We start from the raw sequence: 23222 nt of genomic DNA, 5'->3' as shown, positions 1-23222 counted from the left end.
AGGAAACAATGACTGACAGCAGACACACGGGAGGGCACTTCGAGATCGCGTGCCCGGACGGCTTCGGGGCCATCTAGGCGATCGTCGGGTGGCTCGTCGCCGACGGGACCTGGCACCGCGAGGCGTTCGAGCGGTTCGCCGACGCGCGCGTGAGGCTGGGTGAGCTGGCGGGCGGCGACGAGGCGTCGATGCTCTACATCGACCGCACGGTCACGATGAGCGCGCTGGACGCCATCGACACGGGCGTGGCGCCGCGCTCGGTGCGCATCGAGGAGGGCCGGTGGCTGCGCCGCCGGCGCAAGGCCTCGCCGGAGGTCGAGAGGCCGTGCGAGGCGGAGGCGGGGGAGTAGCCGGAGGGCCGCAGCCCCGCCCGGACGGCGCGGGCCCCGGGGGAGGGACGTGTCTCCCCCTCGCCCGGGGCCGTTCCGGCGCGCCGCCCGGCCGGGGCTGCGGACTATGAAGGGAGATATGGGATGGACACGAGGATCGCGGCGGTGCCGCGCGACGCCTACGAGGCGCTGTCGGACGCCCTGGACGAGGCCCTGGGGGCCTTCAGGCGGACGGTGGAGACGCGCGGCGTTGAGATGTGCGGCAGCGAGGCGCTCGGCTACGCGGTCGCGGCGGGGCTGCCCCCGCAGATGGCCTACACGGTCAGCGAGACGTCCCGGTACACGGGCGTGAGCGTCAAGCAGCTGTACCGCGAGAGGGACGAGGGGCGCATGCGCTTCGTGCTGCCGGAGGGCAACTCGAGGGGCGCGCTCATAAGCGTGAAGGAGGTGGACAGGTGGATGAGAGAGTGCTGCGCGGCCTGATCGCGCTCGCCTCGGCGGGCCTGCTGATGGCCGGGATCCAGCTGTTCGAGGCGGCGGTCATCGCCGTCGCGAGGGCGCTGGGGCGCTGCTAGGAGGTCGGTTTGAGAGATCGGGGAAGGCACTACGCGCTGCCCTCTGACGTGAGGCTCGCGAGGGAGCGGCGCATCTTCGCCTCGGGCTTCGCCTGGGGCGTCCTCACGGCGCTGGCGGTGGGCGCGGCGCTCGCCGCGGCCGTGCTGTGGGGGCTGTGATGGGAGGCCAGATGGGAAGGACGAGAAGGAGCGCCCGCGACGCGGGCACCAGGTTCGAGCGCGCGGTGGCCGACTACCTCGCGGGCCTGCTCGGCGACGGCGGCATCGACCGCCAGGTCAAGGTGGGCAGGCGCGACGTCGGGGACATCCGCGGCGTGCTCATGCGCGGCGGCAGGGTGGCCGTCGAGTGCAAGGACTACGGGGGCAGGCACGACCTGCCGCAGTGGCTGCGCGAGGCCGAGGCCGAGCGCGGCAACGCCGACGCCGCCTACGGCGTGGTGGTCTGGAAGAGGCGGGGCACGGCGGACCCCGCCGAGCAGTACGTGACGATGACGCTCAGGACCTTCGCGGCGATGCTCGCGGGAGGGCCGGAGCTTCTGGAAGAGGAGGAGTAGCAGATGGGAACCGAGAAGAAGGCCGGGGCCGTGGAGGAGAGGTCGCTCTCCGTGACGTACACGCCGTCGGTGATCCAGGCGAACTTCGACGCGCTGGAGGAGCGCGTGCGGGCCGTCGTGGCCGACTACGAGGGGGCGGTGTACGACCTCGCGAGCGCCGACGCGGTGCGCGAGGCCAAGCACGACCGCAGCTACCTCAACGGCCTGAAGAAGGAGATCGAGGAGCGCCGCAAGGCCGTAAAGCGCGAGTACAGCAAGCCCCTCGACGCCTTCGAGAAGAGGTGCAGGCAGATCACGGCCATCATCGACGAGGCCGCGGACGGCATCAAGGCGCAGCTCGACCGGGCCGAGGAGGAGCGCAGGGCGCGCGCATACGCCAAGCTGCAAGAGCACTACGAGGAGTTCGCGGGGCTGCTGGCGCCCGTCGTCCCCTACGGGCGCCTTCACGAGCCGCAGTGGCTCAACAAGACGTTCGGCGAGGTCAAGGCATACGAGGCGCTCGAGGCCAAGGTGTCGAAGCTGGCCGGTGACTGGGAGATGCTCAAATCGCAGTTCGAGGGCGAGCCGTTCTACGCCGAGGCGGAGCGCGAGCTCTTCGCCACGCTGGACCTGGGCGCCGCGCTCGCGGCGGCACGGAAGGCCGCCGAGGAGAACGCCCGCATCGCCGAGCTGAAGGCCGCCATGGCGCCCGAACCTGAACCCGAGCCCGAGCCTGAGTCTGAGCCGACCGCGGAACCTGAGCCGATGCCAGCGCCCGCTCCGATGCCCGCCCAGCAGCCCGCCCCCGTCGCGGCGCCGGCGCCTGTCCCCGCGCCCGTCGCGCCGAGCGGCCCCGCGACGCCGTGCGTGATGGTCATCGACTCGGCGACGACCGAGCAGATGCGGTCCATCGGCAGCTTCGCCGGGAGCATCGGCGTGACCGGCGTGTTCAAGCGCGGCACGCTTCAGCAGGCCTACGAGCGCACGATCCGTTAGGAGCCATAAATGGCAGACGAGAAGCACATCACCATCGCCGAGGCGGTCGCCAAGGTCCAGAGGTCCGTAGTGGTGCCGAAGTCGCGCTACAACGCACACGGCAAGTTCAACTACCGGAGCATGGAGGACATCGTGGCCGCGCTCAAGGAGCCGTGCAAGGAGGCAGGCGTCGCCTACACCCTGAACGACTCGGTCGTGCAGGTGGGCGACCGCCACTACGTCAGGGCCACGGCGCACCTGTTCTTCACGGACGGCGGCGAGGGATCCATCGACGTGGACGGCTACGCCCACGAGCCCGACACCCAGACGGGCATGAACCCGGCCCAGGTGACCGGCTCCGCCTCGAGCTATGCGCGCAAGTACGCGCTGTGCGGGCTTTTCGCCATCGACGGCACGAGCGATCCCGACGCCCTGTCGGACAAGCCGGAGAAGGAGCCGCCCGAGTTCGGCGAGTTCACCGCCAAGTGCAAGGCGTGCGGGACCGCCTACGTCTTCAGCAGCCGCGAGCAGTACGAGGCCTTCAAGAAGGCGCCGGGGTGCTGCGCCGCGCCGACCTGGACGGTCGTGTAGCCGATGCAGGACCTTTACGCGCAGCGCGAGGAGCTCTTCAGGCAGCTCATGTGCGAGCTGGAGGCCATGAGGAGGACCGGGCAGCAGTACGCCCAGAACGAGTCCGAGTACAGGCGCGCGCTGCGCACGGCGATCCTCGAGGAGAGGGAGAAGAAGACGCCGGTGACCATCATCGGCGACGTGTGCCGGGGGCGCGAGGACATCGCGGAGGCGAAGATGCTACGCGACTGCGCCGAGGCGCTGTACAAGGCGTCGGCCGAGGCCATCATGGCGCTGAAACTGAGGATAAGGACCGTGGACGACGACATCCGCAGGGAATGGACGAGCGGCGGCACGGGAGAAGGGAGCTACCTATGAGCATCAACAGGACGGTCATCTCGGGCAACTTGACACGTGACCCCGATGTCCGCGCGACGGCGGCGGGGACCCAGGTCCTGTCGTTCACCGTGGCGGTCAACGACCGCCGCAAGAACCAGCAGACCGGGGAGTGGGAGGACCACGCGAACTTCGTGGGCTGCACCATGTTCGGCGCGCGCGCCGAGGCGGTGGGCCGCTACCTCTCCAAGGGGTCGAAGGTCTGCGTCGAGGGCAAGCTGCGCTACAGCGCTTGGGAGGACCGCGACGGCGGCAAGCGCTCCAAGCTCGAGGTCATCGTGGACGAGATCGAGTTCATGAGCAGCCGCCAGCGCGCGGAACAGGGCAACCCGCCCTACGTCGCGGAGCGCCCGCAGGCGCCCCAGGCCTACGCGCCGCAGGCGTACCAGAACCCGCCCGCGATGCCCCCGCAGCGGCCCCAGGCCCCGGCACCGCAGGCGCCCCAGGCCTACGCGCCGCAGCCGGTCCAGCCGGAGCTCTACGACGAAGACATCCCGTTCTGATGGGGCGCGTACTCGACATCATCCGCGACCACTGGGAGGCGGCCCTGTTCGCCGCCTCCTTCTCCGCGGGGTTCCTGTTCTTCTCGTCGCCTCTCTGGGGGTGGTTCTGATGGCAAGCAAGTTCACATGGTTCCCGAAGCTCACGGCAGCCCTCGAGCGCGTGCCGGAGGGGCCGCGCGGCGAGCTGTGCTGGGCGATCGTCCAGCACGGCACCAACGGCGTCGAGCCGGAGTTCACGGACTGGGCGCTCAGCGCCGTCTTCGAGAGCCTGCGCGAGGACATCGACAACAGCCTCGCCGCGCGCAACAAGAACAAGGGCGGCAGGCCGCGCAAGGACTCCAAGGTCGAAACGGGGGTTTCGGAGGATACGGAAACCTCTGAAACGGGGGTTTCGGAAAACGGAAACGGGGGTTTCGGGGTTTTGGAAACTGCCGAAACGGGGGTTTCGGAACCTGAAAACCCCTCCTTATATACCAATCCATACCAGTCCATACCAAGCCAGGCCATTCCAGTGCAGGGCAGTGCGGACGCGTGCGCCGCGCCCGGGGGCTTCGAGCCGCCGACCGCCGAGGAGGTCTCCGCGTACTTCGGGGCCAACTGCCTGAACGGCGACCCGCAAGCGTTCTTCGACTTCTACGCGTCGCAGGGCTGGCGCAAGTCCAACGGCATGCCGATCTCGGACTGGCGGCCGCAGGCCCGGCAGTGGCACCGCCGCCAGCGCGAGCTCGACGCCGAGGCCCGGAGCCGCGGCAAGCCCACCGCCTCGGAGGTCGAGGCCGCGACGTTCAGGCCGACCAGGACGCCCGAGGAGGCGCTGGCCGAGCAGGAGCGCCGGTGGGCGTCCGAGCACCCGGGCATCGACCCGGCCAAGGTCGAGGCCCCGCGGGGCACTACCGCGAGCAGGGACCAGTTCGGGCTGTACCAGGACGCGCAGAGGCTGCTAGCCGCACGCGCCGCGTGCGAGAGGAGGCCCCGATGACGGTCGACGCGGGTGCCCTCAGGGGCTGGTCCAAGGAGCGCGCCGAGCTGTACGGCAAGCCGCACCTGGGGGCGAGGTACACGCGGGGCGCCTCCTACGAGGCCCTGCAGCAGAGGTGCGCCGTCTGCGGCAGGAGGGCCGGGAGCTGCCACCACGTCGCGCGGCGCTCGTGGGGGAGGTCCTTCCGGCTCGTCACGCCGAACGGGACCTGGGAGCTGCGCAGCCCGCTGTTCGCCCTGTGCGGCAGCGGCACCACCGGATGCCACGGAGGCTTCCACGACGGCGGCCTTCGCGCCGAGTGGTCCTGGCGCTCCTCCGTCTACGAGGAGGCGTGGTGGTCCGGGGAGCTTCTCCGGGAATACGGCCCGCACCACCCGGGCCTGTACGAGTACGGCCGCTGGCTGGTCACGGACCGCGACGGCAACGAGATGTTCAGGGAGGCGATGTGATGGGCGGCGAGCTGGCTGAGGCCGCAGCGCTGCATGCGCGGCTCATGGTCGAGCAGCAGGTGACCGACCTCTACACCGGGGACTGCAGGGGGTGCGGCGAGTGCTGCTCGCGGTTCCTGCCGATGTCCCTGCTCGACCGGGCGAGGCTCAGGGCCTACGTGAGGCGGCACGGCGTCGCGGCGCACGCCCCCTGGGCGCGGCTCGACCTCACGTGCCCCTACCTCACGGACGGGCGCGAGTGCTCGGTCTACGAGGCGAGGCCGGAGGTGTGCCGCGCGTACCGCTGCGACCTCCACGCGAGGGGCGAGCTGGACGGCTTCACGGGGGCGGACCGCGCCGTCCCCGTGGACATGAGGGAATTCGCGGAATCGATATGGGAGAAGACGGAAGGAGACCGGGGATGAACCGAGGGATAGCCGGCGTGAACGAGATCCTTTTCAGGCAGCTGGACCGCCTGGAGTCGGTCGACAGGACGGACGCCGAGGCGATGCGGGCCGAGATCGCCCGCAGCAAGGCGGTGCAGCAGGTGGCGGGCAAGGTCATCGAGAACGGCCGCCTCGTGCTCGACGTGGCCAAGGCGGGGGTGGCCGCGGGCGAGGCCGTGAAGCTGCCGAAGGGGCTGCTGGGCGAATGAGGCGCTGGACGGAGGAGCAGGAGGCGTGGCTGCGCGAGCGCTACCCGTACGAGCGCACCCGCGTCCTGTGCCGCCATTTCGCGTGGAGGTTCGGAAGGCAGGTGAGCGAGGAGGCGATGGCCCAGAAGGCCAGCGGCCTCGGCCTGCGCAAGGTCCCGCGCGACCTGCCCGACCGGGCCGCCAGGACCGTGAGGTGGTCGAGCGAGCCGGAGATGGACGCGTGGATGGGGGAGCACGACGAGGGGCAGTCCCTCATGTCGCTCTCCGCCGCCTTCGCCGAGCGCTTCGGCTTCCCGCTCGCCAGGCAGCAGATATGCGCCTGGCGCTCCGCGCGCGGCAGGCAGACCAAGAGGTCCTACGGCGGCGCCCTCGCCCCCGTCGGCACCGAGCGGGACACGGGCAAGGGCTACGTCCTCGTCAAGGTGGCCGAGAGGCCGGAGGTCCCGGGCACGAAGGACAACTGGCGGGCGAAGCACGTGCTCGCCTGGGAGGCCGTCCACGGGCCCGTACCGGAGGGGTACGACGTGCTGCGGGCCGACGGGGACCCCGCGAACCTCTCGCCGGACAACCTCGTCGCCGTGCCGCACCGCATGATCGCCCGGCTCAACTCCCGGGACGCGCCGGAGTGGCACGACCGGGAGAGCCTGGAGGCGGCCCTCGCGTGGTGCGAGCTGAACGCGGCCATCGCGACCGCCGAGGCGAGCGTGCCGCGCACGTGCCAGGTGTGCGGCAAGACCTTCGTCCCGCCCGCCGAAAGCAGGTTCGCGAGGGGGAGGCGCTGCGCCGTCACCTGCCCGGAATGCGTGGCGAGGGGCCGCAAGGCGCGCGGGACCAGAAGCGTCAAGGAGACCCGCGTGTGCAAGGTCTGCGGGAAGAGGTTCGGCGCGACGCAGAGCAACCAGTGGCGCTGCCCAGAGTGCATCGCGGCAGCGCCGAAGTGGAGCTGGAGGCTCCAGAAGTCGCTTAGGAAGGAGAGATGATGGAGGAGAGCATAGACGACGTCGTCGCCGACTGCGCGGCGGTGTTCCGTTTCGACGAGAGGAAGCCCCAGGAGCGCGCACACGACTACCTGAGGGAGCGCCGTGTGGCCCGTGGGTGCGACGACACGGCCATGCAGTGCGCATGCGAGGACATGGTGCGCAGGGCCTACCGCGTTGGCCTCACCGAGAACGCCACCGAGGTGGCCAGGGAGACCGCGAGGGTCATCGCCGAGGGGATCATGGGGGTGCTCGACGATGAGTGAAGGCACCGCGCGAAACCTCGTGACGAAGAAGGTCGACCCGTTCACGGGCGAGCTCCGGCGGCGCCCCGGTTCCGTGAGGTGCTCCGAGTGCGGGTTCAACGGGGTGGTCTACGAGTACTCGGCGTTCAGCGACCTGCTGGGGGCGGACGTCGTCTTCTGCCCCGTATGCGGAAGGAGGTTCGACGATGACTAGCTACGAGCCGGCGAGCGGGCGGAACCTCCCGCCAGGCTGCAGGGACGAGGACATCGACCGGGAGTTCGGCAGGGTGCCGACGTGCGGGGACTGCCGCCACCTGCTGGAGGGCTGCTGCGACTACGGGATATGCGGGCTGGAATTCGAGGAGGCCTTCGAGGAGCAGCAGGCGCGGGAGCCGCTCGCGCCGCGCGAGTCCGCCGAGTGGGCGCTCGGCTGGATCGTCGACAACTACAGGGACATGCAGGACGACGCGTGCCGGAGGTACTCCGCGCTCTGCGTCCGATAGGGAGGTCAACAGTCGGGGCGGACCCATGAGAGCCCGCCCCTCGGTGCGTTCGGGGGTGCGCTTGCGCGGAATCGGCCACGGCGGAGATGGGCCTTTTGGCCCATCTACAGAATCTACACATCTTTTCGGAGACAAGGGCTGGGGCGCGCCTCGGAGGGGATACGTCCTCTGGACCGAGGACATGGTGCGCCGGATGCAGGCGGCCCCCGAGAGGACGGCGGGGGAGATCGCCGCGATGCTCGGCGTCTCCACGTCCTCGGTGAGGCACGCGAGGCAGCGCTACGGCCGCTTCGCGCCCAAGTGGAAGGTCCCGCTGTGCCAGAGGTGCGGCGCGCACCCGGTGTGGTCCGAGAGCCGCGACGGCAAGCGGTGGGGCCTGTGCCGCCAGTGCACGCTCGACGAGCGGGCCTACATCGCGCGCAACGGCGAGCGCATGGCCAGGGTCGACAACGCGCAGCGCCAGGCGAGATGGAAAAGCCGCCACAAGTGACGCCGGGCTGACCATCCAGGCATGGGAAAGAGGACGAACAGAGCGCGCAAGACGAGGGGCCGGGCCGAGAGGGGCGCGGCCCCCGCCGCCGCATGCGCGAACCTGAAGCCGGTCCGAACCGCGGAGGAAGCGAGGGAGCTCGGGCGCAGGGGAGGCATAGCCTCCGGGGAGGCGCGGCGCCGGAAGCGCGACATGGCCGCCGTCGCGACAGCCATCCTGGCATCTGGCGCCAAGGGGGAGAGCCGCGAGGTCATCGCCGCCGTGGCCCCCGACCTCGCCGACGAGGACGCGACCGTGGCCGCCGCCGTCGTGGCAGGCCAGATAGCGTCCGCCCAGGGCGGCAACGCCCAGTCGGCCCGCTTCGTGGCAGAGCTCGATGAACGCGGCAGGCTCGCCGAGAGGCGCGAGGACGCCCCGTTCTGCCGAGACTTCGGCATGCTGCTCGCACCGCCCTACGTCGCGCTCCACCGCGCCGTCGAGAGGGACGAGGGGCTTGAGCGCTGGCTGCACGGCGGCCGCTTCTCGGGCAAGTCCTCTGTCATCTCGCTGGAGATCGCCTACGGCCTCATGCGCCATCCCGAGCGCTCGGCGTTCGTCATGCCAAAGATCGGCAACGACATCGAGGGCGGCGTCTTCGAGCAGATGCTGTGGGCGTTCCGCAGGCTCGGCTGCGAGGCCGAGTGGGCCGCCACGAAGCGGCCGTGCAGGCTCGCGCGCCCATCGACGGGGCAGGTCGTGACGTTCAAGGGCGGCGACCGCACCGACAAGACCAAGGCGATCAAGGCTCCGGGCGGCACCTACTACGCCTACCAGTGGATATCGGAGGTCGACCAGTTCGGGGGCATGCGCGAGGTGCGCACCGTCCTGCAGTCGGTGACCCGCGACGCCCCCGAGGGCGCCGTCTACTTCCGCTTCTTCGACTACAACCCGCCGCGCTCGCGCGACGCATGGGTGAACGGCCACGTGGCCGAGGTCGAGGCGGCGGACCCCGCGGCGGTCATCTCGACGACCTACCTCGACATGCCGCGCGAGTGGGTCCCGGAACAGGTCTACCGCGACGCCGAGGCGCTGCGCGAGCTCGATCCCGAGAGCTGGGAGCACGAGTGGGGCGGCGTGCCAACCGGCTACGGCGCGGAGGTCTTCAGGCGCGCGGAGGTGCGCTCCGTCACCGACGAGGAGCGCCGCTCTATCGAGTACCACCTCTACGGCGTCGACTGGGGCTTCTCGACCGACCCGTTCGTCTGGGTCAAGGCCGGGTACGTGCGCTCGACGCGCACGCTCTACGTGCTCGACGAGATCAGCGGCGCGGGCCTGTCGAACGCCGAGAGCGCGCGCATGGTTGCCGACCGCATGTCTAGGCCACGCCTCGCGGGCGGCGGACTCGGGGAGCCGGGGCAGGACGGCCCCGAGGTGGTCGAGGACGCGGAGCCCTACGCCGAGGTGCTGTGCGACTCCGCAGAGCCGAAGAGCGTCGCCGACTTCCGCGCCGAGGGCATCGAGGCCTCGTCCGTGCCGAAGCAGGGCGCGCACAACGTGCGCAACTCGGTGCGCTGGCTTCAGGACCGCGCCGCCATCGTCATCGACCCGTCCTGCGAGGTCGCGGCCCGCGAGCTGCCCTGCTACCAGTACGCGCTCACGAGGGACGGCAAGCCCACGGGCATGCTGCCCGACGCCGACAACCACGCCATAGACGCCCTGCGTTACGCCGTCGCGAGACTCATAGACGATCCGACGATGGTATGACGCTGGGAGGTTTCGAGTGAAGAAGGTCACCGGTGTGCCCGGCTGGGCCACGAGGTTCCTGAAGAGGAAGGGCTACGCGCCCCGCAACAGCATGGATGCGCACATCCGCGCGTGGTGGAGCTGGTACCAGACGACCAACGGCTTCTACGCCGCCGACAGGCACGACACCGGGCGTGGCGCCGACCCCGGCGGCCGCCTCTCCATCCGCCCGGCGCGCGCCGTGTGCGACGAGTGGGCGAGCCTTGTCATGGACGAGAAGACCGCCATCTCCTCGCCTCAGACGGAGGTCAACGACTGGCTCGCCGAGCGGGCTGACGCATTCGTCTCCGAGCAGGCCGACAACCTCGCGCTGGCCTTCGCCCTCGGCTCCGGCTGCTGGGCGGTCGGCATCGAGGGCGTGGGCGAGGACGGGCGCGGGGCCGACGCCGAGGCGACCATCGACTTCTACGACGCGGGCAAGGTGTGCCCGCTGCTCACCGACGGCACCGAGGCTGTGTCGGTGGCGCTTGTCTCCCGCTGCCTCGTCGGCGGCGTGACCTACGACCGCGTGCAGGTGCACGAGCCGGTCGCGGAGACGGGCGGCACCTACCATATCCGCACATGGCTTTTCGACCCGGCCCGCGAGGGCGCCGAGGTCGTGAGCGACGAGGTCATCGGCGACCTTGACACGCGCTCGGCGCTGCCGACCTTCGCGATCGTCCGACCCGCCATATCCAACACCTACGAGGAGCTGTGCCCGCTCGGGGTCTCCGTCTTCGACGACGCCGTCGACACGATCAAGCTGGTCGACGCGACCTTCGACATGATGTACTGGCGCTGCCGCCTCGGCCTGCCGCGCATCATCTGCGAGGAGTCGGGCATCAGGGTCGACCCCAAGACGGGCAGGCGCGACCTCGGCTCGACCATCGACCAGAAGCTGTTCAAGGCGGTGCCCGGCAAGGTCGGCCAGTCCAGCCCGCTCACGATGTACGACCCCGGCATCCGCGCAGACGAGTCCGAGACGGCCATGAACGATGCTCTGTCGATGCTCTCGATCAAGTGCGGCTTCGGCCCCAACTACTTCAGCTTCACCCGCCAGGGCGGACTCAAGACCGCCCGCGAGGTGGTCTCCGACAACTCGGTGCTCTATCGCAACCTGCGCAAGCACGAGGGCAAGGTCGGTGAGGCGCTGCGACGCCTCTTCGCGGGCGCGTACTCCGCCGAGGCAGGCGTGAGGCTGGGCGCGGCGCCCGAGGGCGTCGAGATCGACGTGACGTGGGACGACTCGGTAGTGGAGGACGCCGACGCCGAGCGCGAGACGATGAAGGACGACGTCGCGCGCGGCCTGTGCCCGCGCTGGGTCTACGTGGCCAAGTACTACGGGATGAGCGACGAGGAGGCGCGGGCCTTCACCGGGGAGACCCTCGGCGCCGCCCCCGACGACTTCGGGGAGTAGCCCATGGGGGACTTCCACGACCGCCTCGCCGCCGACCTCGTCGGAGGGGCGCAGGAGCGGTTCGTGGCCGAGCTGACCGAGCGCGCCGCCCGCATGCTCGCCGACGCCGTGGCGAACCCTGACCGCTTCAGGCTGCTCGACAGGCTCTCGCCGCTCGGCGCCATGGGACTCTGGGCCGAATGGCGGGACAGGGTGACCGACGAGTGCCGCGAGGCATGGGAGAGCGCCGTGTCCGACGAGGACGAGCTGCTCGTCTCATCGCTTGCGCGCTATCTCGGGGGCCGCAGCTACGAGACGTCCTACGCGGCGAACGTCGCCGCCGAGGCGGCGCGCGGCATGGCGGAGATCATGAGGCGCGAGAACGTGTCCTTGGCGTCGAGCGTCGAGCGCGAGTGGTACTCCGCCGTCGCAGACGCGGTCACGCGCGTCGAGGCGGGAGAGTCGCGCCGCCGCGTCATGGAAGAGGCCGTGGCCAAGCTCGCCTCCGAGGGAATCACCACGATCGACTACAGGACCGGGACGCGCATGCCCATCGACGCCGCGCTGCGCCGCCATATCGTGACGCAGGCGAACCAGGCGCGCAACGACCTGCTGTGGCGCCGCATGGACGAGTGGGGCGCGGACCTCGTGTTCACGTCGGCGCACTACGGCGCCCGCCCGTCCCACGCCGTCTGGCAGGGTCGCGTGTTCAGCCGCTCCGGCACATCGAAGGCGTACCCCTCGCTGGTCGAGGCGACGGGCTACGGCACGGCAGGCGGCCTGTGCGGCGTGAACTGCCGCCACACCATGACGCCCTACGTCGAGGGCATCTCGAAGCTCCCCGACACCGACTACGGTCCCCAGGAGAAGCTGACGGGCCTCAGCTCCGACGAGTACTACGCCGCGACGCAGGCGCAGCGCAGGCTCGAGGCCAAGGTCCGCGCGACCAAGCGCGAGATAGCGTTAGGCGAGGCGAGCGGGGTCGACGAGACTCCGGCCCGCGTGCGCCTAGGGGAGCTTCAGGGCAGGCTGCTGGACCACTGCAAGGCGAACGGGCTGCGCCGCGATTACGGGCGAGAGCGGGCATACGCCGTGCCCGGCGCGGTCCAGCCGAGGGCGCTCAGGGCGACTGCATCCGTGAAGAAGGTGCTCGGAAGAGGCTTCGGCAGCGTCGCTCCCGGCGAGATGCGACTTTGCGAAGGCGTGTTCGTCGACAGACACGACAGGGTGAGGACGGAGGAGTTCGTGACCGAGACGCTGCAGGCGATCGTGGGCCTCGAGGTCGAGCACGCGGTCGTCATCCAGAGGGACGGGCGCGTGTTCCATGCGGTTGGAACGAGGGACTCCGTGACGCTCGAGGGGGCAGACCTAGACGGCGCGATCGTGATGCACAACCACGTCCTGCTTTATGGCGAGCCCTGCTCCTTCGGCAAGGACGACTACGTCACGCTTAGAGAGAACCCCAAGATAACGCTGCTCATGGCGTGCAGCGGTGGGTATCGGTACGAGATGAAGGCTGGTCCGAAAATCGCCAAGGTAGGGTATGATGATGCCATGGGGAGAATACCCCTGAGCGAAGTCGATATGGACGACTTCCAGCACCTGGTAATGAGGAGCCTCAATGATCTCAAGGCGATACGTTATAGACGGGAAGACTTATGAGCTTCCCGAGTCAAGGCTCGGGGAATACGAGCGTCTCGACGACGAGTTCCACGCGGCGCTTCTGAACGTAAAGTATCCCCCTTTGCCTAAAAACTGCTTGAGCAACAAGTATAATGAGCCAATCCGGAAGGTCGTGCGAGAGTACCGAGAGAAGTTTCACGACCTGCTCGTCGAGGTCGAGGAGTAACCGCCAGACATCGGCACCGCCAGCCCCGCCACGAGCGGGGCTTTTTCATGCCGTTACCACGCCGCGAACATGCTTCCCGAGCGGGGGAATCGCCCCCGAACGCACAGGGAGGGAGCCTCAATGGCAGAAGAGAACGCGCAGAGCGCCGCGAGCGAGGGCGGCAAGCCCCAAGACCCCGCGGTCGAGGCGCAGCCCCAGGACACGAAGCAGGAGGAGGGCGGCAAGCCCCAAGATCCCGGCGGCGTAGAGGGCAACGACCGCACCCCGAACATCCACAAGCTGGAGCGCGACGTGGCAAACCGCGACAAGACCATCGCGGATCTGAAGGCCAAGCTCGCCGAGAAGGAGAAGGGCGGAAGCGATCTCGAGGCGCGCCTGGCCGCGCTCGAGAAGCAGGCATCCGACTCCAAGGCCGAGGCGGACGCCGCCAAGGCAGACGCGAAGCTCGCCGCCGCCGGATGCGTGGACTGCGACCTCGCCCGGGCGGTGCTCGGCGACTTCGACGGGGACGTGGCCAAGCTGAAGGAGGCGAAGCCCTACCTGTTCGCGCCGCAGGGAGGCAGCAAGGGTACCGGTGGCCGCGCGTCCGGCACCTCGGACGGGCCCTGCAAGTCAATCCGCGACGCGCTCGCACAGACCGACCGATAGAAAGGCAAATCACATGGCCATCACTCTCACGGAGCTCGCAGCGAACTCCACCGACAAGCTCGTACAGGGCTTCACGAACGAGGTCGTGACCGACTCGTTCCTGCTCGGCGCCATGCCGTTCGACGACTGCATGACCGCCTCGGGCACCTCCGACCTCGTCTACTCCTACAAGCGCGTGAAGACCCCGGCCGTGGCCGCCTTCCGCGCCCTCGGGGCAGAGCCCGCCGCGAGCGTGCCCAAGACCGAGAAGAAGACCACCCGCGTGGCCATCCTCTCCAACTCCTGGAACATGGACCGCGTGGCCAAGGACGCCGCGAGCGACCTCTACGAGCTCTACCTCGAGGAGTCCAAGAACGCGATCATCCGCAAGTTCAACCAGGCCTTCATCTCCGGCGACACCGCCTCCGATACCGACGGCTTCGACGGCCTCGCCAAGGCGCTGAAGGGATCCTCCACAGAGTCCACCTCCGCGACCGACCTCTCCGTCGTGACCCAGACCGCCGCCCTCGCCTACCTCGAGGAGCTGGACACCATGCTGTCCGGCCTCATGCGCACCCCCGATGCCCTCGTCATGGGTTCCGCCCAGCGCGTCAAGCTCAACGCCTGCCTGCGCGCCGTGGGCCTCGGCACTCAGACCATGGAGACCGCCGGCCGCCAGGTGCCGTCCTACAACGGCATCGCCATCCACGAGATGCGAGACGGGGCCGTCGCGAACGGCGACGTCTACGCCTGCTGCTTCGGCCTCGACGCCCTTCACGGCGTGACGCTCTCCGGCGGCTCCGCAGTCTCCGTGACCATCCCCGACTGGTCCACCCCCGGTGCCGTCAAGTCCGGCGACTGCGAGCTCGTCTGCGGCATCGCGCTGAAGGCGACGAAGGCCGCGGGCGTCCTGCACGCCAAGGCCGCCTAGCATGGCCCCCGAGCTGACGTTCGAGGAGTACTCGGGCGACCTCTACCGCGGGAGCCTCGAGGAGGAAGCCTTCGGCGCGGCCCTGCCGCGCGCCCGCGCCCGCCTCGTCGAGCTTACCGGGGCCGAGGTCCCTGAGGCCCACGAGCGTGCGTGGAAGGGCGCCCTGTGCGCCGTCGTCGACCGTGTCGGCGGCGCCGACGAGCCCGGCGTCAGGAGCGAGACCGTGGGATCCACCAGCGTCACCTACGACGAGTCCCGGTATTCCTCGACCGACCTCGATGCCGTATCGCCATGGCTGGCCGGGACGGGGCTGCTCTACAGGGGGCTGGCGTGATGGGCTGGGAGACCGTGACCACCTGGCACCGCGCGGCGGACGGGTGGGTGCGGTCCGTCTGGTCCAACGTCCGGGTCGAGGTCTCGCAGGCTCTTTCCAACTCGGCCGTCGGGCCGGTCCCCGGAGGGGCGACCAAGGCGTTCTTCTTCTCGGCGCCGGAGCTGGCCCCCGGCGATTGCCTCGTGGTCGGTGTCGGCACCGGGGCGGAGCCTCCCGACGAGGCGCTCACCATCGAGCGCGTCGACCCGTACAGCATGCGCTCCGCGCACCACCACACGGAGGTCACGGCGCGATGAGGCTCAGGCTCCGCAGCGTGGACGTCTCGGCGGCCGTGCCGAAGGTGAGGGCGGCAAACAACGCCGCCCTCGGCATCACCGCCGAGAACGTCCTGTCCGACTGCCGGGAGTACGTCCCCTACGACTCGGGCGCCCTGCAGGGGTCCGGCCGCACCAGGCTCACGGACGGCAGCGCCTACGTGGAATGGGGCGGCGACTCGGACACGTCGCGCTACGCGCGCGAGCAGTACTACAACGCCCACAACCACGCTACCGACCAGAACGCGCTGCACGCCCCGAGGGCGTGCGACCACTGGTACGAGCGCGCCCGCGCCGACCGCGGCGACGCGTGGCAGCAGATGTACGACAAGGCACTCAAGGAGAGGATCTGACCATGCAGGACATCGCAAAGAGCACGACGGCGTTCGTGGCGCAGCGCCTCGGCGTCCCGTGCGAGTACGGGGAGTTTCCCGGGAAGGCGGGCTGCTGCATGGTCAAGGCCTCGCCCGGCGAGCCGTGGGTCCGGCGCTACCTCTCGGGAGGCGGAATCAGGCGCTTCGGGTACGAGGTGTACCTGCGCTGCCTGCCGAGGGGCGACGAGGGCAGGCGCGTGGACGCGCTGGCCCTCCTGCGCGGCCTGCAGTCCGCCATCGACGCGGGCGAGGCGCCAGAGGGCGTCCCCGTCCGCACCCACGAGGTCACGAGCCTGCCGTCGCAGTACGGCGTGCAGGACGACGGCTGCGTGGTATACCAGCTAACCGCTTCACTCACCTACATGGCCTAGAGAAAGGACAGCGACCATGCCCAACCCCGACGAGCAGACGGTGGAGACCGCCCGCAAGCCAGTTTCCATCTACGAGATCCAGCACTGGATCAAGTTCCCGGGCGACACCGCCTACACGCAGGTGACCGAGGACACGAAGGCCGACTCCAGCCGCGACACGAACACCTACGAGCCGACCTACCTCGACCGCAAGGTGCAACCGAAGTACGTACTCGGCCGCACCGACACGGTCGAGTTCGAGATCGACGCGATGGCGCCCGGCGGCATCCAGCAGAAGCTGGCCAAGTACGAGGACGAGACCGACGTGTCCGTCGAGTACGTCCGCACCATCGGCTACGACTTCGAGAAGGGCGCGGCGGTCGCGCAGACCGCGCTCGTGGCCAAGCACGCGCAGGCCACGCTCAACATGAACCCCTTCTCCGGCGACGACATCGCCCCGATCGTCATGAGCCCGACGCTCACCGTCACCACCGACTACGACCTCGGCACCTTCGACGCGACCAAGGGCACGTTCACGCCCGCCACGGCGACGGCCTAGCCCGAGAACAGGCCCTCCCAGGGAAGCCCCGCCCGGACGGACGGGGCTTTTTTCTTGCCGTTACCGGGGCCGGAGAATCCATGGCCAAGACATTGGCCCTGACGACTGGGAGGAAACATGGCCGACGAGATCAAGACATACGAGCTGCGAAAGAACCCCAAGAAGAGGATCCGCATCGACGGCGGGGAGTACTCCGTCCAGCTCGGGAACCCGACTTTCGTGCTGCTGGCCGCCGAGTGGCAGGAGCAGCTGCAGGCGATTGCGACGGGTCCCGACGACGTCGCCGGGCTCCGCAAGCTCGCCTCTGACGGCAAGCGACTCGTCGCGAGCGTCGTCGGCGCGGAGGGCGCGGAGAAGCTCATGGGCGGGGACAACGCGCTCAACCTCATCCGCCTCATCGACCTCGTCGGCATCCTCGCCGAGGTCATCTCGTCCCCGGAGAGCATGGAGGCCGTCCGGGAGGTCGCCGCGAGCGTCGCGACCCTCGACGAGTAGATGGACGCGCTCGACGTGATCCTCACGGGGGCGCCCTCGACCGTGGAGGTCGGCGGCGCCCCCGTCCCCGTGAACGCGGGCTTCCGCGCGAACATCCTGGCCGAGACGATCGACCGCGGGGACGCGTCCGCGCGCCCAAGGCTCCTCATGTGCCTCTTCGCGCGAGGAGGCGAGCTTCCGGCGAAGGTCGCCCGCTCGGCTGGCGAGGCGCTGGCCGAGGCGGTCTCGTGGCACGACGCGGCCTGGTCCCTGGCCCAGTACGGCAGGGGGCAAAGGGGAGGCGGCGGGAGCGGGCGCGAGCCGAGGCCCGTGTTCGACTGGAGGGCCGACGCGGCCATCGTGGCCGCCGATTTCCGGCGATTCTACGGCATCGACATCATGGACCCAGCGTGCCAGATGCACTGGTACCGCTTCATGGCGCTGTTCCTCGCGCTCACGAGGACCGCCGACGCGCTCGTATCGCAGGCGGTCTCCGCGCGCTCCCCGCTGCGCGGCAGGAGGTCCAAGGAGGAGAGGGAGCTGAAGTCGGCGCAGGCGTCGTTCTGGGCGTTACCCCCGACAGAACTTGAGCTTATCGAAGAAGCGAAGAGGGCGTTCTAAGGGGGAGCCTTGTCAGAGGGCAGCATCGTAATCGAGATACTCGGCGACGCGTCGGATTTCAACGCGAAGGTGGAGAGCCTCGGCGCGAAGACCCAGTCGGCGCTGAGTTCCGTTTCGTCCTCGCTCACGGCGTGGGGCGCGGGGCTGACCGCCGCCGTCACGCTGCCGCTCGGTGCGGCCGGGGCCAAGGCGATGCAGTGGGCGCTCACTACGGCGAGTGCGGCCGAGCAGGCGGACATCGCCTTCTCGACCATGCTCGGCCCGGAGCGCGCCAAGCAGATGATCGCCGACCTCACCGAGTTCGCCAAGAAGACGCCGTTCGAGATGAGCGGCCTCACCGACGCCACGCAGAAGCTGCTCGCCTACGGCTTCGCCGCCGACGACGTCATCCCGACGCTCAGGGCCATCGGCGACGCCACCGCCGCCCTCGGATCGGGCCAGGAGGGCATCGACGCGTGCACGCGCGCGATAGGCCAGATGCAGGCGAAGAGCAAGGTCATGTCCGAGGAGATGCTGCAGCTCACCGAGCAGGGCATCCCGGCCTGGAAGTACCTCGCAGAGGCCCTCGGCACCGACGTCGCGGGCGCGCAGGAGATGGTCACGAAGGGCAGCGTTGATGCCGCGACGGGCATCGCTGCGCTCAAGGCGGGCATGGAGGGCGATTTCGGCGGCCTCATGGCCGAGCAGTCGAAGACCCTCTCGGGTGCCCTTTCCAACCTCGGCGACGCGGCCGAGGCGACCATCAAGGAGATCTACAAGACCGACGCCTACAAGGAGCTGGCTTCGGCCGTGGCCGACCTCGCGGACCCCGTCGGCGACCTCGTCGGGAACCTCATGCCCGCGCTGGAGGGGGCGCTCTCCGCCGCCTCCGGGACCGTGGCGGGCCTCTCCTCCGCCATCTCGTCGCTCGACGCCTCGCAGGTCCAGGCGATCGTGGACGCCGTCGGGCTGCTCGCGGGCCTCGGCCCCGCCCTGCTGGTGGCGGGCCGCGCCGTCGGCTCGGCGGGCGATGCGCTCGGGGCGGCATCTGCCGCAGCGGGTGCCGCGTCGAAGGGCCTGGATGCGGCCAAGACGGCGTTCGCGGAGAGCGGCGTCACCGCCGAGAGCGTCGCCGCCGGCGCGAAGAAGGCCTTCGAGGGACTGAAGTTCGGGGCCGCTGAGGCCGGGGCGGCGGTAAAGCTCGGGCTGGAGGACCCGCTGCACGCGGCGCAGGCGGTGGCCGGGTCCGCCGCCTCGGGCATCAGGGAATCCTTCGGCACGGTCCCGCGCGCCATGTCGACGGTCGGAGGCGCGTCGCAGGCCGTCCTCGGCATCTTCGAGAGGTCCGTCCCGGTTGCCCTGAGCGTGGCGAGGGGCTTCGGCGTCGCGACGGTCGTCGTGGGCGCGCTCGCCGTCGCGCTCGGCGGCGCTGCTGTCGCCGGCCAGGCCATGGGTGTGGACATGTCCGCCGCCCTCTCCGGGTTCGCCGGGTCCCTCGGCAACCTTGCCCCGCTCGTCGAGTCCGCGTTCGGCTCTCTGGCCCAGGCCGCCCCGCAGGCCGCGGCGGCCCTCTCCGGGCAGGCGCCCGCCATCGCCTCGGCGTTCGGGCGGCTGCTCTCCTCCGCGGTGCAGGGCCTCGAGGCCGCCATGCCGGGCCTCGTGGAGGCCGCGTCGGCGGCGGCGACCGTGCTGAGCGGGACGCTCGCCACGTGCGCCCCGCTGCTCCTCGAGGGGGCCATGCAGCTCTTCGCGGGCCTGCTCGACGCCCTCTCCGAGACGGCGGGGGCCCTCGCGCAGTCGGCCCCGGAGCTCATCGGCGGGCTCGCCGAGAGCTTCGCGGCGAACGCCCCGACGCTTCTCGGGGCGGCCGGGAACCTCTTCCTGGCCATAGCCCAGGCGCTGCCGCAGGTGCTGCCCGCTCTGGTCGCCGCCCTGCCCGTCGTGATCGGAGGGCTGACCTCGTCCCTGCCCGCCTTCATCGGCCAGGTCCTCGCTGCCGCGGTGAGCCTCTTCCTGGGCATCGCGCGCGCCCTGCCGCAGGTGCTACCCTCGGCGATCTCCTCCCTGGCGTCGCTCATCGGGTCCGTCGTCTCCTACATTCCGACGCTCATCGGCCAGATCACGGCTGCCGCGGTGAGCCTCTTCCTCGGCATCGTTCACGCTGTGCCGCAGACTCTCGGCTCCCTGCTCGGGGCCATCGGAGACCTGCTCGGGCAGGCAAAGGAGGCCTTCTCCAGCTTCTCCCTCGTCGACGTCGGAAAGCAGATGATCCATGGGTTCATCTCCGGCATCCAGTCGGCGGTCGGCGGGCTGGTCGACGCCGCGAGGGGCGCCGCGTCGAGCGCGCTGGAGGCGGCGAAGAACCTGCTTGGCATCCACTCGCCGTCCAGGGTCTTCCGCAACGAGGTCGGCAGGATGGTGCCCCTCGGCGCAGCCCTGGGAATCGACGACGAGGCGGACGCCTGGAGGCGCTCTGTGGACGACGCCTTCGCATACATGCCCAAGGTCTCGCTGCCCGCGGCGACGCTCGGCTCCGTGCCGCTCCCGGTCCAGCCCGGCGTCTCCGCGGCGTACGCCGAGTCGGCGCGGTCGGCATCCTCGTCCGAGTCGGAGGGCAGGCTCATGGAGGAGGTCGGCAGGCGCATCGACGCGGCGGCCGAGAGGATAGAGAGGGCGCTCGGCGAACCGGTCTCGCTCAGCGTCGACAGGAGAGAGGCCGGGAAGATCGTGAGGGGGCTGGTCGGAGCGTGAGGACCGACATCACATACACAAACTGCAGGGGCGAGAGCATGACCTTCGGCGGCGCCTCGGACAACGGCCTGCACTATCTCGAGCACGAGCTGCGCGATTGGGAGTGGAGCTACTCGACCGGCAAGGGCTCGGGCCGCGTGACGTCTTTCTCGCGCCGGCCCTCCAAGCCCCTCAAGGTGAAGTTCCCGGTCGGCATCGCCGCCGCCGACGCTTCTGAAGGCCTGAGGCTCAGGAACCGGCTCGTCGCGCTCGGCGAGCCGGACGTCGCCTCTGGGACGCCGGGCACGCTCTCGATGGGGGAGTGGTCGCTGCGGTGCTGGATCGTATCGGGCGAGCCGACGAGGTACTGGCAGGACGACCGCTACGCCGAGTTCTCGCTCAGGCTGCTCGTCGAGGACCCCTCCTGGACGAGGGGGCACGCGAGGACGTTCGTGCCGGAGACGGCGAGTGCGGCCATGGGCGTGGACTTCCCGCTGGAGTTCCCCTTCGACCTGCGCCGCGAGAGGGCATCGACGAGGCTTTCCGTGCCCGGTGGCTTCCCCGCGGAGTTCCTGTGGCGCGTCTACGGCCCCGCTACCTCTCCCTACATGAGGGTCGGCGGCAACCTGTACCGCGTGAACGCCGACGTGCCCGATGGCGCCCGCCTCGAGGTCGATTCGCGCGCGAGGACAGTCATGCTGATCCTGCGCGACGGCACCGCGTCGAGCGCCTACAGCAAGCGCGAGCGCGGCGCGAGCGGCAGCGGCTCCTATATCTTCGAGCCGCTCCCCTGCGGCGAGTCGGACCTCGCCTGGGGCAACGACTCGCGCATGGACCTGATCGCCTACGAGGTGCGCAGCGCCGCGCCGTACGAGGAGGGATAGCCCATGGCCGACATCTGCTATACAGACTCGAGGCGCACCGACGTCGGCGTGCTGCTCGGCGCCTCCCTGAACGTTGAGTGGGGCGACTCGGGCAACGACTTCGAGCTATCGGTCGACATATCCTCTCCCGTGCGCCTCGATGACGGCGCACTCGTCTACGTCGAGGGGACCGAGTGGGGAGGCGTGGTCGACGCCCGGGAGGCGAGCGCCACGGACGGCCTCATGCGCTACACGGGGCGCTCATGGCACGGCGTGCTGAGGGACCGCATCCTGTGCCCAGACGCCGGGGCGGACTACCTGTCCGTATCGGGCGAGGCAAACTCGGTGCTGCTGTCTCTCGTCTCGAGGATGGGCCTCGGGGACGTCATGACCGTCTCTGCCGTCCAGTCCGGCATATCCGTGCGGCACCGGTTCGACCGCTACACCGACGCATACTCCGGCATCCGCGCGATGCTGGCCGCCTCGGGTGCCAGGCTCGGCATCTCCTACGACTCCCGCGCCGGGCGCGCGGTTCTCTCCGCCGTAAAGGTCGCCGACTGGTCCGACGGCCCGACATCGGATACCGCCGACGTCGACGTGAAGAGGGTGGGCAGGCCGTACAACCACCTGATCTGCCTCGGTTCCGGCGAGCTGCGCAACCGCGTCGTCCAGCACTGGTACGCCGACGCGGAGGGCCGCGTCTCGAGCAAGCAGAGCCTTTTCGGCATCGACGAGCGAGCGACGGTGTACGACTACACCAACGCGTCTGCGGAGCAGCTGTCCCAGGACGGCCCCAAGAAGCTCGCGGAGTACCAGACCGCCGACGTCCTCGAGGCGACGCTCGGCTTCGACGGATCATATGCCGTGGGCGACGTGGTGCCGGGGGTCGACGAGGACACGGGGACCGAGGTCTCGGTCACGGTCGGGACGGTCGACGTGACGGTGACGGCCGACGGGGTGACGGCGACGTACCGCGCGGGCGGGACCGCCGCCTCCGGATCGTCGGCATCGTCCGCCGAATCGTCCGGCGGCGGGGCGTCGTACGCCGCGGGCGACGGCATCAGCATCGTCGGCCGGACGATCTACGCGGACGTGACCCAGGCGAAGCTGGACACCGTGTCCGCAACGGCGGCGAAGGCCTCGTCGGAGGTCACCGGGGTCGCGACCGACCTGTCTAGGGAAGCGGAGGCCAGGCGGGCGGCGGACGAGAAGATCGCCTCGGACGTCGCGTCGCGCGTCTCCTCCGTCAGGGCCTCGGGGCCGCTCACGGCGCAGACCGACGAGTCGATGGCGGTGGTCGTCGCCCACGACGCCTCGGGCGTCGCGGCGGGGAGCTACGGCCCCGCTGCCGACTCAGAGCCCTCTTTCGGCGGGAAGGTGACGCTTGGCCCGCGCATCTCGGTGGACTCCCGCGGGCACGTGACGGCGGCGCAGGGGAGATCCCTTACCATCCCGGCCGCGACCGCCACGGAATCGGCTGCCGGCCTCATGAGCGCCGCCGACAAGAGGGCGCTCGACGCGGCGCCGACGGCATACCAGCCGGCGGGGGACTACGCGGCGGCCTCCCACGTGCACGACGCGTCGGACGTCGAGACCGGCGTGCTCCCGGTCGAGCGCGGCGGGACCGGTGACGCGACCGGCAACGCACGTAGCGCTTCCCGCCTTCAGCGGGCGCGGAAGGTGACCCTGGAGGGAGCCGTGGCGGGGTCCGCCTACTTCGACGGCTCTTCGGACGTGACGATCACCTGCGAGGGGCAGGGCGCCGCCGCGGGATTTCTCGCAGCCCACCCCGTGGGAAGCGTCTTCGAGAGCACGTCCGCCGTTAGCCCGGCGGGAAGCTACGGCGGTACGTGGAGGAGGGTGCCGAGCCTCGGCCCCTTCAGATGGGAAAGGACGGCATAG

32 protein-coding genes are annotated in these 23222 nt (G+C 70.0%); all 32 read left to right on the top strand.

What is annotated here, in order from left to right:
• Positions 1-188 precede the first annotated feature (188 nt).
• The 32 genes from HF320_RS05130 to HF320_RS04975 all read left to right on the top strand — a co-directional run bounded on the left by HF320_RS05130 (position 189) and on the right by HF320_RS04975 (position 23222).
• A complete protein-coding gene (locus HF320_RS05130; protein ID WP_169277336.1) occupies positions 189-350 on the top strand; it encodes a hypothetical protein in 162 nt (53 codons plus the stop codon).
• Between the two features lie 123 nt (positions 351-473).
• Complete coding sequence (locus HF320_RS05125) at positions 474-812, top strand: helix-turn-helix domain-containing protein (protein ID WP_169277335.1); 339 nt, start codon at positions 474-476, stop codon at positions 810-812.
• Positions 813-1074: 262 nt separating this feature from the next.
• Positions 1075-1458 carry a hypothetical protein gene (locus HF320_RS05120; RefSeq protein ID WP_169277334.1) on the top strand — a complete coding sequence of 128 codons (384 nt, stop codon included), beginning with the start codon at positions 1075-1077 and terminating at the stop codon, positions 1456-1458.
• A gap of 3 nt (positions 1459-1461) precedes the next feature.
• Positions 1462-2433: a DUF1351 domain-containing protein gene (locus HF320_RS05115; RefSeq protein ID WP_169277333.1), complete on the top strand. Its 972-nt coding sequence runs from the start codon at positions 1462-1464 to the stop codon at positions 2431-2433.
• Between the two features lie 9 nt (positions 2434-2442).
• The gene (locus HF320_RS05110) at positions 2443-3003 is read left to right on the top strand and encodes an ERF family protein (protein ID WP_169277332.1); all 561 of its coding nucleotides are present in this window, start codon (positions 2443-2445) and stop codon (positions 3001-3003) included.
• A gap of 3 nt (positions 3004-3006) precedes the next feature.
• A complete protein-coding gene (locus tag HF320_RS05105) occupies positions 3007-3360 on the top strand; it encodes a hypothetical protein (protein WP_169277331.1) in 354 nt (117 codons plus the stop codon).
• A complete protein-coding gene (locus tag HF320_RS05100; RefSeq protein ID WP_169277330.1) occupies positions 3357-3881 on the top strand; it encodes a single-stranded DNA-binding protein in 525 nt (174 codons plus the stop codon). Before HF320_RS05105 ends, HF320_RS05100 begins: the two co-directional genes overlap by 4 nt.
• 109 nt (positions 3882-3990) lie before the next feature.
• Complete coding sequence (locus HF320_RS05095; protein ID WP_169277329.1) at positions 3991-4860, top strand: hypothetical protein; 870 nt, start codon at positions 3991-3993, stop codon at positions 4858-4860.
• Positions 4857-5309 carry a hypothetical protein gene (locus tag HF320_RS05090; RefSeq protein WP_169277328.1) on the top strand — a complete coding sequence of 151 codons (453 nt, stop codon included), beginning with the start codon at positions 4857-4859 and terminating at the stop codon, positions 5307-5309. The genes HF320_RS05095 and HF320_RS05090 overlap by 4 nt, the downstream gene beginning before the upstream one ends.
• Positions 5309-5713, top strand: a complete 405-nt coding sequence (locus HF320_RS05085) for a YkgJ family cysteine cluster protein (protein WP_169277327.1) — start codon at positions 5309-5311, stop codon at positions 5711-5713. Before HF320_RS05090 ends, HF320_RS05085 begins: the two co-directional genes overlap by 1 nt.
• Before the next feature lie 17 nt (positions 5714-5730).
• A complete protein-coding gene (locus HF320_RS05080) occupies positions 5731-5943 on the top strand; it encodes a hypothetical protein (RefSeq protein WP_169277326.1) in 213 nt (70 codons plus the stop codon).
• A complete protein-coding gene (locus tag HF320_RS05075; protein WP_169277325.1) occupies positions 5940-6923 on the top strand; it encodes an HNH endonuclease signature motif containing protein in 984 nt (327 codons plus the stop codon). The genes HF320_RS05080 and HF320_RS05075 overlap by 4 nt, the downstream gene beginning before the upstream one ends.
• Positions 6920-7186: a hypothetical protein gene (locus HF320_RS05070; RefSeq protein ID WP_169277324.1), complete on the top strand. Its 267-nt coding sequence runs from the start codon at positions 6920-6922 to the stop codon at positions 7184-7186. Before HF320_RS05075 ends, HF320_RS05070 begins: the two co-directional genes overlap by 4 nt.
• A complete protein-coding gene (locus tag HF320_RS05065; protein WP_169277323.1) occupies positions 7179-7379 on the top strand; it encodes a hypothetical protein in 201 nt (66 codons plus the stop codon). Before HF320_RS05070 ends, HF320_RS05065 begins: the two co-directional genes overlap by 8 nt.
• On the top strand, positions 7372-7668 hold the full coding sequence (locus tag HF320_RS05060; protein WP_169277322.1) for a hypothetical protein: 297 nt from the start codon (positions 7372-7374) through the stop codon (positions 7666-7668). The genes HF320_RS05065 and HF320_RS05060 overlap by 8 nt, the downstream gene beginning before the upstream one ends.
• Positions 7669-7849: 181 nt before the next feature.
• Positions 7850-8158, top strand: coding sequence for a hypothetical protein (locus tag HF320_RS05055; RefSeq protein WP_169277321.1), 309 nt, complete (start codon positions 7850-7852; stop codon positions 8156-8158).
• Positions 8159-8350: 192 nt separating this feature from the next.
• Positions 8351-9901 (top strand): PBSX family phage terminase large subunit, encoded by a 1551-nt coding sequence (locus tag HF320_RS05050; RefSeq protein ID WP_211158953.1) that lies wholly within the window; start codon positions 8351-8353, stop codon positions 9899-9901.
• A 16-nt stretch (positions 9902-9917) separates the two neighbouring features.
• Positions 9918-11336, top strand: a complete 1419-nt coding sequence (locus HF320_RS05045; RefSeq protein WP_169277319.1) for a phage portal protein — start codon at positions 9918-9920, stop codon at positions 11334-11336.
• Between the two features lie 3 nt (positions 11337-11339).
• Entirely contained in the window at positions 11340-12977 is a 1638-nt protein-coding gene (locus HF320_RS05040) for a phage minor capsid protein (RefSeq protein WP_169277318.1), read from the top strand.
• Positions 12937-13164: a hypothetical protein gene (locus HF320_RS05035; protein WP_169277317.1), complete on the top strand. Its 228-nt coding sequence runs from the start codon at positions 12937-12939 to the stop codon at positions 13162-13164. Before HF320_RS05040 ends, HF320_RS05035 begins: the two co-directional genes overlap by 41 nt.
• Before the next feature lie 120 nt (positions 13165-13284).
• Entirely contained in the window at positions 13285-13812 is a 528-nt protein-coding gene (locus HF320_RS05030; protein WP_169277316.1) for a hypothetical protein, read from the top strand.
• Between the two features lie 13 nt (positions 13813-13825).
• Positions 13826-14722, top strand: a complete 897-nt coding sequence (locus HF320_RS05025; protein ID WP_169277315.1) for a major capsid protein — start codon at positions 13826-13828, stop codon at positions 14720-14722.
• Position 14723: 1 nt separating this feature from the next.
• Entirely contained in the window at positions 14724-15056 is a 333-nt protein-coding gene (locus HF320_RS05020) for a head-tail connector protein (RefSeq protein ID WP_169277314.1), read from the top strand.
• A complete protein-coding gene (locus tag HF320_RS05015; RefSeq protein WP_169277313.1) occupies positions 15053-15352 on the top strand; it encodes a hypothetical protein in 300 nt (99 codons plus the stop codon). The genes HF320_RS05020 and HF320_RS05015 overlap by 4 nt, the downstream gene beginning before the upstream one ends.
• Positions 15349-15723: a minor capsid protein gene (locus HF320_RS05010; protein WP_169277312.1), complete on the top strand. Its 375-nt coding sequence runs from the start codon at positions 15349-15351 to the stop codon at positions 15721-15723. Before HF320_RS05015 ends, HF320_RS05010 begins: the two co-directional genes overlap by 4 nt.
• Before the next feature lie 2 nt (positions 15724-15725).
• On the top strand, positions 15726-16115 hold the full coding sequence (locus HF320_RS05005; RefSeq protein ID WP_169277311.1) for a hypothetical protein: 390 nt from the start codon (positions 15726-15728) through the stop codon (positions 16113-16115).
• 16 nt (positions 16116-16131) lie between these two features.
• A complete protein-coding gene (locus HF320_RS05000) occupies positions 16132-16653 on the top strand; it encodes a hypothetical protein (protein WP_169277310.1) in 522 nt (173 codons plus the stop codon).
• Positions 16654-16770: 117 nt separating this feature from the next.
• Positions 16771-17148, top strand: coding sequence for a hypothetical protein (locus tag HF320_RS04995; protein ID WP_169277309.1), 378 nt, complete (start codon positions 16771-16773; stop codon positions 17146-17148).
• Positions 17149-17748, top strand: a complete 600-nt coding sequence (locus HF320_RS04990) for a Gp15 family bacteriophage protein (RefSeq protein WP_169277308.1) — start codon at positions 17149-17151, stop codon at positions 17746-17748.
• 9 nt (positions 17749-17757) lie between these two features.
• Complete coding sequence (locus HF320_RS04985; RefSeq protein ID WP_169277307.1) at positions 17758-20478, top strand: tape measure protein; 2721 nt, start codon at positions 17758-17760, stop codon at positions 20476-20478.
• Positions 20479-20516: 38 nt separating this feature from the next.
• On the top strand, positions 20517-21341 hold the full coding sequence (locus HF320_RS04980) for a hypothetical protein (protein ID WP_169277306.1): 825 nt from the start codon (positions 20517-20519) through the stop codon (positions 21339-21341).
• Between the two features lie 3 nt (positions 21342-21344).
• Entirely contained in the window at positions 21345-23222 is a 1878-nt protein-coding gene (locus tag HF320_RS04975) for a hypothetical protein (RefSeq protein ID WP_169277305.1), read from the top strand.

Source organism: Collinsella acetigenes (genome assembly GCF_012844445.1).
In the GTDB taxonomy this organism is placed as follows: domain Bacteria; phylum Actinomycetota; class Coriobacteriia; order Coriobacteriales; family Coriobacteriaceae; genus Collinsella; species Collinsella acetigenes.
This window is presented reverse-complemented; position numbering and strand designations above follow the sequence as displayed.